Source organism: Mesorhizobium sp. ES1-4, assembly GCF_020164745.1.
Classification (GTDB): Bacteria; Pseudomonadota; Alphaproteobacteria; order Rhizobiales; family Rhizobiaceae; genus Mesorhizobium.
Genome location: NZ_JAIUGV010000013.1, coordinates 63,860 through 78,340, shown reverse-complemented (window position 1 = coordinate 78,340; position 14,481 = coordinate 63,860). Strand labels below are relative to the sequence as shown.

Genomic DNA, 14,481 nt, shown 5'->3' with positions numbered 1-14,481 from the left:
CGGGACAATAGTGGACGTTGAGGGCGGCGAACAGGGTGGTGGTGCCGTTGCGCTTGTAGTCGTGCCTCATCGTACCGAGCCGCCCCTTCTTCATCGGCAGGCCGGGTGGGTGCGGTCGAGCGCCGGATCTGGCTCTTTTCATCGACCGACAGAACGATGGCATGGGCCGGCGCATCGAGATAGAGGCCGACGACGGCGCGCAACTTGTCGACGAACTTCGGATCATTGGAGAGCTTGAACCTGGCGCCAGCGGTGGGGTGCGAGACCATGCGCCTTCCAGATGCGCCTGACGGCGCTGGCGCTGATTGCGGCGGCTTGCGCCATCATGTCGGCGGTCCAGTGGGTCCTCTCGCCCGGCGGATCGGCAAGCGTCAGTGCCACGACGCGCTCGCCGACATCGGGACCGAGCGGCGGAATGCGCCACTGTCGCGTCTTGTCGCGCAGCAGCCCGTCACAGCCTTCCGCGGCAAAGCGCTCCTGCCAGCGCCAGACGTCGGTCTTCGACTTGCCGATGCGGCGCATGACCTCGCCGGTGCCGACGCCGTCGGCGGGCAAAAGCACTATCTCGGCGCGCCAGACATGCTTTTGCGGGGCGTTGCGATCCCTGATCAGCGCCGTCAGACGGACGCGATCGGCCGACGAAACGGTGAACGATCTTCCTGTGCGCATGCGCCAGACTCGCACGCGCAGGCCAGAAAGGGAATCTCTGATTGGACTCCTATGTCAGGCGGGAACCACTAGACGCCGAGACCGCCGATGCAGACATGTTTGGTGTCGAGATAATCCACGATGCCCTGGAGGCCGCCTTCCTTGCCGAGGCCCGATTCCTTGACGCCGCGGAACGGCACCTCCGGCGTGGTGATCAGGCCTTCATTGACGCCGGTACTTCAGTCCTTCCATCACGCGGAAGGCGCGACCGAGATCGCCGGTGTAGAAGTAGGCCGCGAGGCCGAACTCGGTGTCGTTGGCGAGCGGCGTGCCCGACCTGAGACATGGGTGACGTTTTGTACCGGACACGGATGAAGTGCACCCCTCGGGTGAGCGTTTGCTCGATAATATCCACTGAAGTGAAGCAGTCGGTCTTAATGCTGGAACTCATGCCACCCGACCGACCCGGGAATTCGCAGCAGCGGCGCCGTCGAGTGCAGAACGAATGCCGTCAACCAAGGGGTCGATCTCGCTTTCGGTGATTATATAGGGCGGACAGATTCCAAGCACTTCTCCCATATTGCGGATCATGACGCCGTGCTCGCGGCACCGCCGCTCGACATCGCCGATCCTCAGCTCGGGCGCGAAGACGCGACGGGCGCACGATCCTCGACGATCTGAACCCCCGCGATGAAGCCGCGGCCGCGGGCTTCACCGACAAGCGGATGGTCGCCGAGCGCGTCCGCGAGGGCTCCATGCAAGTGATCGCCGAGACGACGCGCCTGGGTCACGAAATCGATCTCGCTGTAGATCCTGATCGCCTCGGCGGCGACGGCCGCTATCACCGGATGACCGGAGTAGGTGAAACCGTGACCGAACACGCCGACCTTGTGGGCCTCGTCAGCGGCGCATTGATAAATCTTGTCGAGATAATGACGCCGCCAATGGGCAGGTGACCGGATGAAAGCCCCCCGGCGATCGAGAGCATGTCCGGTTCCATCCCAAATGTCTGGCTACCAAACCAGTTCCCGGTGCCTCCGAAGCCGCAGACCACCTCGTCGGACAGCATGAGGATAATTTCTCACTTTCTTGCGAAGATCGGGGGTGTCCACGGTCATTCGTATTACGCGAGATCCGCGAGGCCAAAAACCATCATACCAGAGAGGCGAAACTGCTATCTAGGTGTTTAGATGCAAGAAATTAATCCTGCATTGTTCCCGCACCAGGAACACCCGAGAGGATACCAAGCAGTATTGAACCTTGTTGAAAATGCTCTCGGCGCGCTGGGCGTTATAATTTCTCGAAGGCGATCACAAGGACGTCGCGATAAGCGTACGGCATTTTCAGGTTTTCGGCCACAATCGACGATACATCGTGAAAGGTTTCGCGGTCGTTGCAGATCACAAAATCATTCGGGGAGTTCATTTCGACCTCGCCGAGGAACTCCTTTGAGGCGTCGGTGATCATGCTCATGCCGCCGGTGACGTTGACCCGCCCAATCATATAGCAAGCAATGAAGTCCACCCCGTCCTGGTGAAGGCCCTCGGGTGCCGGTTTGCCATTTACACCATCGCGCGCGACAATCCGGTAGGGATGGATCTTGATATTCCAACGATCATGTCGGGCGGCTTCACATAGAATTCTGCAGAAACCTGTCAGAATCTTTTCTAAGACGGGATGGTCTATAAAGGAGTTTTCAAGGGGCTCGAAGTGGCGCTTGAAGCCGCCATTCAGATGATTGACACTTTTTGATTGTTCGTAGGGGGCGTGGGGTAGGAGCCTAAAGATTCCGTCAGTCGCGTCATATTCAAAAGCGCTATAGCGCCGGTAACGATATGTTCCGCCGTCACGCATGTATTCATCGAGAAGAAGTCGATTCCAATGGTCAGCAAAGTTCTTCCAGGCTGCATCAATTTCGATGCCAAAGCAGGCTTCGGCGCGCTCGCCTTTTGAAAACCACCATCCATTTGTCACCAGACCGTCAGTGCATTGTTGACTGAGGTTGGCCGGCGCCTGGGGTGCGTTGTTTTCCACGGGTGTCTCCCTTTTGGTGACTTGGCGAGGACGGAACGCTTTGGACAACGCTATGTGGGTTGCGGCTTGGTATTCCCAAAGGTCGCGGTCCCTAATGTATCTCGGCGTCCTGGCTCGGATCGACCGAGGTAAAAAGCGTGTGTGATCGACTATGTAGCTGACGCTCCCGCTAACGCCCTCGAGGGCGGATGCAATGGCCCGTTCGCACATCTGGTGAATAGTACTGCCCCATGCACCTGAAACCGCCTCTTGGGACCAGGCTTGCTCAAGCCCTTGCTTCAAAACGATTGATGCCACGTCAAGAGAAGCGGTTTCGAGGTGACGCAGCGCGTCGAAGATAATGGCCGCGGCAGGGGCCTCGCGGACTTCGAGAACCTTTTGGCCGGTTGTGATGTGTTCAAGCCCGACAAAGCGGCCGTGCCCGAATTTGCCGACCGTGTTATTCAGGAACGGGATTGCGTCGACCAATGCAACATCACGGTCATCAATTGACACGAGACTTCCGTCTGCAAACCCGAGTTTGATCTCTACCGGCTGCTCTGCGGGAATGTGGCGCGTCCAAGCAAATGCCTCCTCGGGGATGGAAAAGTTCTCGGGATCTTCCAAAGGCCCCGACTCGAATTCCCGACACCAGAGGTTTTCGTCCGCGCTCCACGTGCGGTCCGCCACAAAAGTCGCTCCACACTTGGACAGGTCGGAGGTCTTCTGTTGTCGGGATATCACAGAGCATTCATACGGACTGCCGAAGTTGCCGGAAAATCCTGAGCGCTTAATGCTATTGTTAAGGCGCGGAAGACTGTTTTGAGAAAGGTTTGCTGTATGAAGAACCAGCCGTGAGTTGATTGACCTAGCATGATTAACAACCAAAGATGCGATTATGGGACGGCTCAACGAACTGCTCAACGGATAGATGCCAAGGTACTTGGCGTGGGCTCGAATGGCTGATTTCACGCCTTGTTCGACAAAGGCATCCCGCCCTTCGAGGCAGACAAAGCGCGCGCCGAACATGGCTGCCGTCCGTTCCAACAAAGGCTGATCGATGCGCGTTCCGACATCCGCTGCGACAGCTTCAATGTTCGCAAAGCCAAGGCTTTGCAGCTTGTAGAGAAGATAGGTGCTGTCGAGACCGCCGCTGAACATGGTTGCAACTGGTGCGGTTCGGTCCGGAAAAGCCTCCAGATCTTCAAAACTCGAAATGCCGCCGATGGCGGGTTTGGTGGAAGCCAAGATGGGGTTCATTTGGATGTCCTGCTCTCAAACCAGATGCCAGCAAACGTCGCAGCGAGGACGAGGCCTGCGCCTATCAAGCTCGGTACTGTCAAAGGCTCATTCAGAAGAAGGTGCGCTAGAACGAAACCAAAAAAAGGTTCTGTTCCCATCAAGAAGCCAACCCGTGTCGGTGTGGATTTTCTCACTGCGGCATTTTGAATGTAGAATGCAGCGAGGGTGCAGAAGAGTGCAAGGAAGGCAACAGCGCCCCAAAACTGAAGGGTGGCCCTCACAACAAGGCCTGAAATTCCGAACTGAGCGACGGCCAAAACGAAAGTAAGTGTTGCCACCGTCGATCCTTGGATGGCCGTCAGGGCTGCAGATGAAATCTGCCGGCCGGCCAGAAGGCGTTTGGTGGAAACGACCATAACCGCTCGCAGAATCGCGGCCCCCAAGACAAGCGCGTCACCCGGGCTGAACCTGCTGATCCCGCCAGTGAGAATGCCGACACCGATGCACGCTATGGCAGCACTTGCCAAAATGCCCGTAGGTGGAAGTCGCCGTGATAGCCCATAGTCGATGCTCGGCGTGAAAATCACACAAAGCGATATGATCAAGGCCGTGTTCATTGCGCTTGTCGATGCAACGCCGTAAGTTTCAGCAATAAAGATGCAAAAAAGTATTGTTCCCAATGCGAAGCCGCGGATGAAATCGCCCCAGGAGACCAATGCGATCTCATGTCTTGCAGCCACTGCCGTAATGATCGTAGTAATCAGGAAGCGATAAAGAACAAGTATCGAAACCGGCGCGTAGAACAGTGCGCCTTTCCCGACCGGATAGCTCGCCCCCCAAACGAATGCGACTCCCAGCAAGGCTAGATCCACCGAGAAAGATGGCGTCCGTGTTTTCCTGACAGGTATTGGAGAACTTTCGAAAACGTCCACCTTCAAAGTTTCCTTTGTGTTAGCCATCCACCCCTGCTGCGAGGGTCAAACAGATCAGGTCGTTCAGCCTCTTGGGCGATCCGTGCCGCGGCGTACTTGTTTTTGGTAACGCAAGTGCCGTGCCGATTCGGAAAACCATTGCTAGACAACAACCTGGTCGCCTTGATAGTTCGGCGGTTCATGTCCATTGTTGTCAGAATGCCGACAATGACTTCAACTGCAGGGATCCTACCGGCAGGGCCTCAAGGCGAACACGCGGCTCCAAGATGCCGACACGATGGCTGGTTCAGCCATGCTTCGACAGTTGCCTGTTTTTTCAGTTCCTTTGCTGTTCGTGCGCTAACCGCAACGCTCCATACTAGTCTCGCGTGGCTGTCCCCGTGGGGTGGGCGGCAGAAAGCGATTAGGCCCGCTGAAAGAGGCGAACCGCATCCGAAGGATCGTAACCAAGAGAAGGACCTGAAGCGAGAGCGAAGGTTGCGGGAGGCCGCGGCGGGCCTAAAAGGCAATGCCGACCGCCCCAGGAAAGGCTGACAAAAACCGCAGCGGCCGACTGTCCAATAGGGTGCGCCGGGCCAGGGCGAGCCAAATGGCAGGGGCTGCCGGGGGACCCTAAGAAAAGCCTGGGTTCACGAGCACCCGGCGCGCGCCATCAGGCGGCCAGCTACTTGGAGGGCGGGTGTATCATGCCTGTTTGTCGGGCCGAACCAGATCCATGTGGCTGACGCCGAGGGCCAATGCCAGTTCATAGATCGTGATAATTGTCGGATTTCTTCGGCCTTTCTCCAAGCCGCTGATGTACTGCTGACTGAACCCGGAAATCTCCGCAAGCTGCTCCTGCGTCAGGCGCTTCCTTTGCCTGATCCTCTGCACATTCCGTCCGACCAACTTGCGCATATCCATGCACGCAAGCCAGCGGATCAGGCGGCTTGAGTTTATCAACTATAATATGTAATCCACATTTAGCAGGCACAGGGCTTCGCGGGTCCATTGGCCGGAGATAGAATTAGCGATGTTGCAGCCCAGATCGAACACGCCGTTCGCCGACGAGGTCCCCTGGTCGGACCGCATTACAGCCTACGACAAGGACCACTTTACAACCTATATGAGGCTCCTGGACGCCTCGGCCGACAACGCCACTGAAGAGGAAATGGCCAAAGTGATCCTCGGCATTGATCCGGCACGCGAACCTGAGCGCGCACGCAACGTTCTTCGCAGTCATCTCGACCGTGCAAACTGGGTGGTGACGAGCGGCTACAAGGATTTGTTCGCCAGTTGACGAAATGGGCGGTGCGGTCGCTTCGCTTCAAGCAACGAAGTCGCGCAACCGCCATGCATCGACGTATCACCACAGCGCGGATGGCCCAGCGCTTCGCTGTCTCATCATTTTGTCCTCCGCTCGCCAATGGCTGCTTCCCAGGAATGGGTGCGGCGGCGAATCATGACAGGAACGGGTCCGCCGTCTGAGCCGCACCGCATCCGAAGGGCCGGATGGACAACCTACTGAAAGCTCACAGCTGGCTAAGGGTTGCGGGACGCCGCGGCGGGCCTAGAAGGATGCGGCGCCACCTGCTGAGAAAGGCACAAAACAGAGCGAATTGCGAGAGTCTAACGACGCGCTAGGAGGCGCAGCGGAATGGTCGAGACGCCAGAGCCAAGAAAATCGGGGCTCGACCCACCGGCACACGGCACGCGCGGTGATGGGCGCGGGCGCCCACTACGTGCGCAGGCTCAACAGAATCTCACACGGATCAGCATCGAGGGCCGCAGTTACGTCGAGAAACTCAATGACATCGAGACGCCGTTCGCCACCCTCATATTTCGCCACGAAAGATTGCGGACGACCAAGCTTCTCAGCCACCTGCGCCTGCGTCAGCCCTTTGACATTGCGCAGTGAGATCAACTGGGCCAGAAACCGCTGGTGGCGGGGAGATCGAAGAGATTTGGGCATTTAGGTGAACCGGCAGGTAGAGACCGGCTCAGCGACTAATCCCCGTTTCGGATTATCCCATTTTGGGATATTCTGCCTTGGATCCAGCGATCAACATGCGAGGTTCGCGGCAGACATGAATCAATCAACGGGAACAGATAGGACTCAAAGCTCAACACTGCTCGACGAAGTCCCTTGGTCTGACCGTCTTACCGCCTACGACAGGGCGCACTTTACCATCTATATGAGGCTCCTGGACGCCTCAGCCGATGAGGCGCCCGAAGAGGAAATGGCCCAACTGATCCTCGGCATTGATCCGGCACTTGAACCGGAGCGCGCCAGGAAGGCGCTTCGTAGTCATCTCGACCGTGCGAACTGGATGGTGACGAGCGGCTACAAGGAATTGTTCGCCAGCTGACAAATTCGCAGTGCTCGGTCATAGAAGCGTTCCTGTGCCATTGGTCAGGCTGATCGGGGCCTGCACCACAGACGCGCCGGCAAAATGGACCCGGTGGCGAGCACAATTCAGTTCCCAGGAAATCGGGGTTTGGCAACTGTCCGAGCGTCTGACGTGATAGAAGGTTCCGCTCTGTCTGGATGGGTATTAGCCCGGAGCAGCACTCCATATCGTACCGGCGCTCGACGAAGGGTCCACCTCTTCGCTTTCAAGCCGCATAACCGATAGCCATCGCCCTAAGTCAAGGGTTAGAGATTACCGGCAGGCAGGTATGCAAGCGGGCCATCCTCGGAAACTATATAACCGCACGACTAGCTGTGAGCTTTCGGGAGGTTGTCCATTCGGACCGGACCGGGGAGACTGGAGTTACCAAGCTTCAGCACTCACCGGAGGGTCCGAATGAACATCCATAAGAATGCCCGTCTCACACCGCTGCGTCGAGAGGAGATGGCGCTGTCGGTGATAGAAGGCGCTTTCTCCAAAGCCCATGCGGCGCGTGTCTACGGCGTGTCGGCCAAGATCGTGGCGCGCTGGGTCGAGCGCTACAAGTCCGAAGGGCGGGCCGGCATGATCGACCGTTCCTCGCGGCCCGCCAATATGCCGCAGGCCACCGCTGCGTTGATCGCCGAGCGCATCATGGCGCTGCGGCGGCAACGTTGGACCGGCAAGCACATCGCCCATGAGGTCGGCGTCTCGCCCGCCACCGTTAGCCGGGTTCTCAAGCGTGCCGGACTGTCGCGGTTGCGGGATATCGAACCGGCCGAGCCGATCCGACGCTACGAGCGCGAGCATCCTGGCGAGATGATCCATATCGATATCAAGAAGCTCGGTCGTTTCGAGCGCATCGGTCATCGCATTACCGGCAAGCGCACCGGCAATGCCAGCTCGCGCGGCAGCAGTTGGGAGTTCGTCCATGTCTGCATCGACGACGCCTCCCGCATCGCCTTCTCGCAGATCCTGCCCGACGAGAAAAAAGAAAGCGCCATCGCCTTCCTCAAGGCGGCGGTGGCCTATTACGCCAGCCTCGGCGTCACGATAGCCCGCGTCATGACCGACAACGGCTCCTGCTACAGATCAAAGGCCTTCGCCAAGGCCTGCCGCGATCTCGGCCTCAAGCACGTCACGACAAGACCCTATACGCCCAAGACCAATGGCAAGGCCGAGCGCTTCATCCAGACAGCACTGCGCGAATGGGCTTATGCCATCGCTTATCCGACTTCAGATCACCGCGCCGCAGAGTTGCCGGTCTGGCTGCACAGATACAATTGGCACCGTCCCCACGGGAGCCTAAAGTCCAAAACACCTATCAGTCGCCTCGCTCTAACCGAGGACAACCTGTTGAGGCTCCACAACTAGCTCGTCAGCGACGACACACCCGCTCGAGCACCCATAGACTATGATCACCGGCGCGGACTGGAAGAATACGGCTGCATCGCCCGAGCCGGCGGAACAGAAGATCTCGGCATCCAGTCAACGCTCGATACAAAGCGCGCGATCGAATGGCCCGAGCACAAGGGGATCAAAAAGCTTCTCAGACAATTGAGGACCCTTCGGACCCCAAAAGGGCTATAGCCTGATTTTGGGTTCGCACGCCTAGCTTCTTCTTGGCATTGTCCAAATGAAAAGCGATCGTGCGTGGCTTGATACCCAAGATGCGGCCGGTCACCCAGGCTGAATTACCCCGCGCTGCCCACCTCAGGCACTCATATTCGCGGGATGTCAGCGAAACCCCATCCACTGTTCGATCGCTCGGCAATTTGCGGCGAACGCAACGATGAAAGCAGGCCGCCATCAGTTGAAGAGCTTGTTCGTACCGCTCAGCGACCCGAAGAAATACTGGACGAGGCTCATCGGCGGCAAAAGTAACCGCAGCGATGCGGCCGCGGAGATCGACAATTGGGATCGTCAAACCGCAGCAGATGCTGAATTGAGCCGCCTCATCGAATAGCTGCTGTTGAGCCGGCGACATTTTATCGCCTCCCAAATTCGATCCCCAGTGAAACGGGCAGCCGCCATTTCGAGCACGCAAGACCACAGGATCGAGTTTCTCATACTGATTTTCCAGATACTGTCTGGTCCAGCGGGGTGGATAGTTTGAAATTAACCTCGGTTTGCCGGAAGGCCGTGCTGGCAAGGAGAGGTAGGCAAAGAAGATTAGGTCAAGTCGTCCGGCCGCCTCAGCCATGGCATCCCGGAAATCTGCCTCATCGATACTCTGTGACAGTCTTTCAAGGAATGTCTCGAAAACAAGTGGCATGTGCCTCGTCATCGTCGCGCTCGATTCTTCCTCTTTCTGCACGCCTTCCGGCTGCGTCGTGTATGTCCCGACAAACGTGATTGAATTCGCGGGCGTCGCTGGGCTGACCGGGCTCCAGAATGCTGCCACACTTTCGATCTTCGTCGGTCATCCCAATCATGCTGGGCTCACCCGATGGGCGTCTGGCAGACGCCTCATGATCTCAACAGCTCAATCAGAGAATCTCCATGCATTAAATCATGACCGCCCCTGCACCGACCAAATCAGGAGAAATCATCCTGCGCTGACCAAAAGCCATCATTGACCCCAGCTTTTGCAGGAATTTGGGTCGGCATTAGCATAACAATTCGGATAGCCGCTCATCCCCCACCCGGGGCGCCGTGATCCGCAAAGAAGTGTTGCGATGCTTTCTTTTCTTTGATAGGCAAATCGTCTCAACAATATTAAAATGCCTTTCCTTGTGAACGGGGTGGCGTGTGAGTATCGTCCTTCTATATACCTGACGTGATAAAATTCACCGCAATGATTATGGCCCGCTGCAATGATGTAAAGGGCACGTCTAAGCTCAATCTGCATCGGAACGTGCAGATGACCTTTACCAGACCCTCGATCCCGCACGGGCCATAATGATACTGATTACGTGGGTCAAAAAGGGCGCCCTGCCGGCGGGGAGGTACACCCGCAGGGCGCGCCGCACAGAGGTCCTGGTCGTTGGGCAACAGGACAGCGGCGGCAGAACTGATTCGGTTACAAATCGTGACTGAAATAGCCCGGAGCATGCTCAAGATCAGATATCTGGAATTCAACAGTTTTGGGTCTGCTCGGCGCAGTAGCGCGCAGGGACATGCCTGCCTCCGGACTCGCTCCTTCGCGATCGCAAAATCATACGGCACCCTCGGCCTTCAGCGCGCGATAGGTGGTATCGACCGACTTTACCGTCGCGTCGACAATGATGTCGATCTCTTTTCGGGTAATGATCAGGGGGGGGGCATAACCGAGGATGTCGCCATGCGGCATGGCCCGTCCGATGACACCATTCTCAAACAGAGCAGCTGCAGTGCGCACCCCGACCTGAAGGTCGGGTTCGAATGGTATCCTTTGTTTTGGGTCCCGCATCATCTCTACGGCCGACAGGATACCCACTCCGCGAACTTCACCAACGATGGGATGTCCCGCCAGCTCGGCCTTCATCCGGTCTTGCCAATACGGTCCAACATCGCGGACATGCTCCAGAATATTTTTTTCTTTAAGCAGTCGAATATTGGCGAGCGCGGCTGCGGCACAAAGCGTGTGCCCCGAATATGTCCAGCCGTGGCCGAGTGCGCCGTGCTTCTCAGTTCCTTGTTCCAAAACCGACCAGACACGGTCGCCAATGATTGACCCGGAGATGGGGAGGTAGGCGGAACTCAAACCCTTTGCGATGGTCACGAAATCCGGACGCATGTTATACAGGTGGGAACCGAACTTCTCGCCGGTTCGCGCGAAGCCACAGACCACTTCATCCGCGATTAGAAGGATATCGTATTTGTCGAGCACCGCTTGAATGGACGTCCAGTACCCTTTGGGGGGCGGCACAATACCTCCTGTCCCAAGTACCGGCTCTCCGATAAAAGCTGCAACCGTTTCCGGTCCTTCGGCCAGGATCAAGGCTTCAAGCTCATCGGCACAGCGCCGGGAGAACGCTTCCTCGCTCTCCTCGACACGCGCCTGGCGGTAATAGTGCGGCGTGGTTGTATGGCGCACCAAATCCAGAGGCAGGTCGAAGAAATTGTGAAAGAAGGGAAGGCCAGTTAGGCTACCCGTGACCAATCCAGACCCGTGATAGCCGCGATTTCGCGAGATGATCTTTTTCTTTTCGGGCCGGCCAAGAATGTTATTATAGTACCAGACCAGCTTGATGTTGGTTTCGTTGGCATCGGAACCGGAGAGGCCGAAATAGACCCTTCGCATGTTCTGACCGAAATACTCGACCACGGCCTCTGCCAACAGGGCGACCGGCTCCGTACCTTGGCTGGCATAGACGTGCGCGAACGGCAATTCGTGTGCTTGCCTGGCAATGGCCTCGGCGATCTCCGTGCATCCATATCCCATGTTGACGCAGTAGAGTCCTCCGAAACCGTCGAGGCTCCTTCGGCCTTCGGTGTCCCAGATATAGACGCCTTCCGCACCGGCCATAATCCTATTTGGCGTTTCGCCTCGGCTGTGCTTGGCCAGATGCGTAGAAGGATGGAAGACGAAGCTTCTATCCTTCTCCCGGAGTTGCTCGGTTCCCAGATTGCTCAAGCGCATGTCCCTCTCCTCGCGATAAATTGGCGGAGGGCACTCGGCCAGCCACCTGTTTAGCAAATAGCATACCGGAAACGTCCCTTGAGTTTCTCGGGAATGCAGGTTATTCGCCGTGAAATTCGCGGGATCGGCCCGAATTGCCGTGAAAACTAAGGCGTCACCTTCGCCTTAGCCGAGGGTCGGGGGCGCGTCCTGCAAACACGAACAGCTTACGACGCGCATGCGCCCAGCATAGTGCCCGATTAGCGGGCGATATTGACGGATGAATAGCGCTCGGGACGCTGTTCCCGCCGGCCGCGCGAGGCACGATAGAGCGCCGGCGGCCATGTTCCGCCGAACTGCCGGTCATCCCTTACATTCTGACGGTCCGGATCGGTCTTGCCCTTCCCAAGGGTGGTAATGAGGTGATCAGGGGCAAAGCACATTCGCCTCGATCAGCAGGCAGCGGGTTCCGTGCCGCGGCACAGGCTCCAACCTGGTTGGCCAGCGCTGAGAGGCTGAGGTCGTGCCCTCGCGCATATTGATAGCTTTGGCGGTGCGGCGGCTGGTGCTCGGCAGACTTCTCGAAGGAGCATAGCCAGAAGGTTCGGCCCGGCAAAGACGCGCGGCGAGAGCTCCTTGCCATTGACATCTTGATTCGCAGCCGACCAGCGCCGCCAAGTTCTATCGTCAGCGTGTTGCCTTTCTTGCGATCGCAAATTCGTGGTTGCTGCGCAGGGCGAGCCGAGCTGCGGCTCGCAGGAGGGGGCGAGCCGACAGAATTGCGCGGCCTGAAAAGCTGCCTCCATCAATGCTGGCCGCTCGTGCAGTCTCGAAACGCTGGATCAAGCCTCAAACATCGAACAGCCGCTCCTTTTCCTCGCGAAACCAGCGCCCTCGCGCGACATGATCTTGTCTGACGATCCGACGCTTCGAGCGGGGCTCCTCTAATAGGTTGCACATGACCTGCAGCTTTCAGCCAAACTCAGCAAATCGGACGTCGTGCTCTTCTTATCATCGCTCGGCAAGCTCGGAACACGCTGGCGGACGTTGCTAAGGCTAGTCGCCGCCAGCGGATGGCGAGGATGTTTGGGCGGCTAAGTGCTTTTAGGTGGCGATTATAAGCCGAGATCGCGATAGGTGCTTTCGCCATAGCTCCTGGCGCCATCGCCACGCTGAGCGTTTGAAAGCCGATGAAATTCGCTCGGCCAATTGGCTAGCGCGTGCTTGATGGCCTTCATCTTGAACGGCACGTGCACAACACATTTGTCCCTGATGATAGGCGGACAGCTCACATCTTGTTGCCGCGAGCCGTTAAGGTTTGCTGCGATTATCGGCAGACCTAGATCAAGAGCCAATTCCATTTCCCAGCGCACGAAGCGAAAAAGGTTTTTCGTCTTCTCACCGATCAGGACAAGTACCTGGCTCGATCCATTCATTCTGTTGCGAAGATTGCGTTTAACATAATCTTCGTCCTGTGCTCGGCTCGTCATATTGTCCAGATCGTGAGCGTTCGCGAATTCAAAACTCACATTCTCGCTGGCGTTCCACCCTTTCATAAAGCGGTATGCCCAAGCGTCTTCATCGCCGTCAAATATTACATAGGTCGGATCGCTGTATGCCATTGTTGTCTCTTAGTTGTTTTGACGAGCAACCCACTGGGTGTGCTCCCGTGAGAAAGCCAGTTCGGCTTCGTTCACCGCGGCGGAGAATGCCTCATCCGAGTTGGCGTCCGTAATAAGGTCGGCAGTCAAGCCGATCTCGTGAGCTGTCAACGTGTAAGCCGATGCCAATTCGTTAAATTTCTTGATCTGGGTCCACCCAATAAGGGAGGCGGCGATGACAATTAGCGGCTCGGTCGGCCAGCCTGGCATCGCGGGGTCAGCGATGCGTACTACGATGAACGAGAATCCCAGAGCGTATGCAAAAATACCAAGGCCCATCCAGACTTTCGCGGACCTCTTGTTCGAGCGCGCCTTCTTCTCGTACCACTTCCGTTGGTCGCAGATTCGTCTCTGCAGATATAGGTCTTTTCTTTCTTTTAGCGGGGAGTCCCTTATCGACATCATCTGGTCGGTTGTTTGGGGGGATGCTGAATCGGTGCCGCTCAACGCGCTACCAAGGTGACGATTGCTATCAAGGATACCTTCCATGAGCTTTCGAAAATCAGCTCTGGCGTCAGCGGCGCGCGCGTCATCGAACGGCTGTGCTCGCATCGCGAAGCGCCAAGTCAATGTCTTCACCGACTCTGCCAGAGCTCGAGCCTGATACCAGACCTGCTCGGGCTTTGTGACCGACCGGAAAATGAGGACTCCCATTGAGCAAAGAAATACCGCAGCATAGACACCGAAATAGGCTTTTGATGGCGACAAGTCCAAAGAGAGCACCGACGCTAAAAAAAGAAGAACGTACTCTGCCCGGATCAGGCGCAGAAACGTCGCCTGCTGCTCGTTGGATGCCACGTCGGCGCTATTATAGAGTCCAGGATATTTCATTTTTGAAGCACACCAGTCTATTTTGTGGCGGTAAATTCTTTAAGCCAGGATTTGGCAAACGTGAGGTTAGCAGTCGAGCTTACAGAGCCTATTCTTGAGCGAGGCGCGGTCCCTCTGTTCATAAACAGGAATGCAGGTCCTGTCCCATCAATGTAAGGGTATAGGCCCAAAAATTCTTGCCCGGAGAATGTTTCCGAAGAATTTTTTGCCACGGGCAGAACCGCTACCGCGGTCCGAAACCC

Annotated in this window: 13 protein-coding genes and 3 pseudogenes; 3 read left to right on the top strand and 13 right to left on the bottom strand. The window is 57.1% G+C overall.

Features of this window, described 5'->3' with window-relative positions; genetic code table 11:
* Positions 1–13 precede the first annotated feature (13 nt).
* The 7 genes and pseudogenes from LB556_RS23405 to LB556_RS23380 form a co-directional block, all read right to left on the bottom strand.
* Positions 14–669 (bottom strand): annotated as a pseudogene (locus LB556_RS23405) (IS630 family transposase); the annotation flags it as partial.
* 68 nt (positions 670–737) lie between these two features.
* Positions 738–972, bottom strand: a pseudogene (locus LB556_RS23400) (aldehyde dehydrogenase family protein); the annotation flags it as partial.
* 308 nt (positions 973–1,280) lie between these two features.
* Positions 1,281–1,529, bottom strand: coding sequence for an aminotransferase class III-fold pyridoxal phosphate-dependent enzyme (locus LB556_RS31695; protein WP_063169297.1), 249 nt, complete (start codon positions 1,527–1,529; stop codon positions 1,281–1,283).
* A complete protein-coding gene (locus LB556_RS31690) occupies positions 1,490–1,717 on the bottom strand; it encodes an aminotransferase class III-fold pyridoxal phosphate-dependent enzyme (protein ID WP_263485461.1) in 228 nt (75 codons plus the stop codon). Before LB556_RS31690 ends, LB556_RS31695 begins: the two co-directional genes overlap by 40 nt.
* A 221-nt stretch (positions 1,718–1,938) precedes the next feature.
* The gene (locus tag LB556_RS23390; RefSeq protein ID WP_063169298.1) at positions 1,939–3,921 is read right to left on the bottom strand and encodes an argininosuccinate synthase-related protein; all 1,983 of its coding nucleotides are present in this window, start codon (positions 3,919–3,921) and stop codon (positions 1,939–1,941) included.
* Positions 3,918–4,862 carry a DMT family transporter gene (locus LB556_RS23385; protein WP_082826572.1) on the bottom strand — a complete coding sequence of 315 codons (945 nt, stop codon included), beginning with the start codon at positions 4,860–4,862 and terminating at the stop codon, positions 3,918–3,920. Before LB556_RS23385 ends, LB556_RS23390 begins: the two co-directional genes overlap by 4 nt.
* A 657-nt stretch (positions 4,863–5,519) precedes the next feature.
* The gene (locus LB556_RS23380) at positions 5,520–5,738 is read right to left on the bottom strand and encodes a helix-turn-helix transcriptional regulator (protein WP_029354714.1); all 219 of its coding nucleotides are present in this window, start codon (positions 5,736–5,738) and stop codon (positions 5,520–5,522) included.
* A gap of 109 nt (positions 5,739–5,847) precedes the next feature.
* Between LB556_RS23380 and LB556_RS23375 the strand changes: the two genes are divergently transcribed.
* Entirely contained in the window at positions 5,848–6,114 is a 267-nt protein-coding gene (locus tag LB556_RS23375; protein WP_063169299.1) for a DNA -binding domain-containing protein, read from the top strand.
* Positions 6,115–6,552: 438 nt separating this feature from the next.
* Here LB556_RS23375 and LB556_RS23370 read toward each other — a convergent pair whose 3' ends face one another.
* Complete coding sequence (locus LB556_RS23370; RefSeq protein WP_082826573.1) at positions 6,553–6,786, bottom strand: helix-turn-helix domain-containing protein; 234 nt, start codon at positions 6,784–6,786, stop codon at positions 6,553–6,555.
* A 115-nt stretch (positions 6,787–6,901) separates the two neighbouring features.
* On the opposite strand from LB556_RS23370, the gene LB556_RS23365 reads away from it, so the two are divergent.
* Both LB556_RS23365 and LB556_RS23360 read left to right on the top strand, forming a co-directional pair.
* On the top strand, positions 6,902–7,183 hold the full coding sequence (locus LB556_RS23365; RefSeq protein WP_063169301.1) for a DNA -binding domain-containing protein: 282 nt from the start codon (positions 6,902–6,904) through the stop codon (positions 7,181–7,183).
* A 438-nt stretch (positions 7,184–7,621) separates the two neighbouring features.
* Positions 7,622–8,578 (top strand): IS481 family transposase, encoded by a 957-nt coding sequence (locus LB556_RS23360; protein ID WP_140671221.1) that lies wholly within the window; start codon positions 7,622–7,624, stop codon positions 8,576–8,578.
* A 175-nt stretch (positions 8,579–8,753) separates the two neighbouring features.
* On the opposite strand, the gene LB556_RS23355 is transcribed toward LB556_RS23360, so the two are convergent.
* The 5 genes and pseudogenes from LB556_RS23355 to LB556_RS23335 all read right to left on the bottom strand — a co-directional run bounded on the left by LB556_RS23355 (position 8,754) and on the right by LB556_RS23335 (position 14,239).
* Positions 8,754–9,479 carry a LuxR family transcriptional regulator gene (locus LB556_RS23355; RefSeq protein ID WP_411908607.1) on the bottom strand — a complete coding sequence of 242 codons (726 nt, stop codon included), beginning with the start codon at positions 9,477–9,479 and terminating at the stop codon, positions 8,754–8,756.
* A gap of 882 nt (positions 9,480–10,361) precedes the next feature.
* Positions 10,362–11,768, bottom strand: a complete 1,407-nt coding sequence (locus LB556_RS23350) for an aminotransferase (RefSeq protein ID WP_063169303.1) — start codon at positions 11,766–11,768, stop codon at positions 10,362–10,364.
* Between the two features lie 190 nt (positions 11,769–11,958).
* Positions 11,959–12,379 (bottom strand): annotated as a pseudogene (locus LB556_RS23345) (IS66 family transposase); the annotation flags it as partial.
* Positions 12,380–12,862: 483 nt separating this feature from the next.
* Positions 12,863–13,369, bottom strand: a complete 507-nt coding sequence (locus LB556_RS23340) for a TIR domain-containing protein (protein WP_063169304.1) — start codon at positions 13,367–13,369, stop codon at positions 12,863–12,865.
* Positions 13,370–13,378: 9 nt separating this feature from the next.
* Complete coding sequence (locus tag LB556_RS23335; RefSeq protein ID WP_063169305.1) at positions 13,379–14,239, bottom strand: DUF4231 domain-containing protein; 861 nt, start codon at positions 14,237–14,239, stop codon at positions 13,379–13,381.
* Between the last annotated feature and the right edge of the window lie 242 nt (positions 14,240–14,481).

What these genes read in the sequence shown, in the direction of transcription:
- LB556_RS31690 (WP_263485461.1), bottom strand. Translation starts at nt 1,717, where the DNA reads ATGCTGTCCGACGAGGTGGTCTGCGGCTTCGGAGGCACCGGGAACTGG.
- LB556_RS23390 (WP_063169298.1), bottom strand. Translation starts at nt 3,921, where the DNA reads ATGAACCCCATCTTGGCTTCCACCAAACCCGCCATCGGCGGCATTTCG.
- LB556_RS23385 (WP_082826572.1), bottom strand. Translation starts at nt 4,862, where the DNA reads ATGGCTAACACAAAGGAAACTTTGAAGGTGGACGTTTTCGAAAGTTCT.
- LB556_RS23380 (WP_029354714.1), bottom strand. Translation starts at nt 5,738, where the DNA reads ATGGATATGCGCAAGTTGGTCGGACGGAATGTGCAGAGGATCAGGCAA.
- LB556_RS23375 (WP_063169299.1), top strand. Translation starts at nt 5,848, where the DNA reads ATGTTGCAGCCCAGATCGAACACGCCGTTCGCCGACGAGGTCCCCTGG.
- LB556_RS23370 (WP_082826573.1), bottom strand. Translation starts at nt 6,786, where the DNA reads ATGCCCAAATCTCTTCGATCTCCCCGCCACCAGCGGTTTCTGGCCCAG.
- LB556_RS23365 (WP_063169301.1), top strand. Translation starts at nt 6,902, where the DNA reads ATGAATCAATCAACGGGAACAGATAGGACTCAAAGCTCAACACTGCTC.
- LB556_RS23360 (WP_140671221.1), top strand. Translation starts at nt 7,622, where the DNA reads ATGAACATCCATAAGAATGCCCGTCTCACACCGCTGCGTCGAGAGGAG.
- LB556_RS23355 (WP_411908607.1), bottom strand. Translation starts at nt 9,479, where the DNA reads ATGCCACTTGTTTTCGAGACATTCCTTGAAAGACTGTCACAGAGTATC.
- LB556_RS23350 (WP_063169303.1), bottom strand. Translation starts at nt 11,768, where the DNA reads ATGCGCTTGAGCAATCTGGGAACCGAGCAACTCCGGGAGAAGGATAGA.
- LB556_RS23340 (WP_063169304.1), bottom strand. Translation starts at nt 13,369, where the DNA reads ATGGCATACAGCGATCCGACCTATGTAATATTTGACGGCGATGAAGAC.
- LB556_RS23335 (WP_063169305.1), bottom strand. Translation starts at nt 14,239, where the DNA reads ATGAAATATCCTGGACTCTATAATAGCGCCGACGTGGCATCCAACGAG.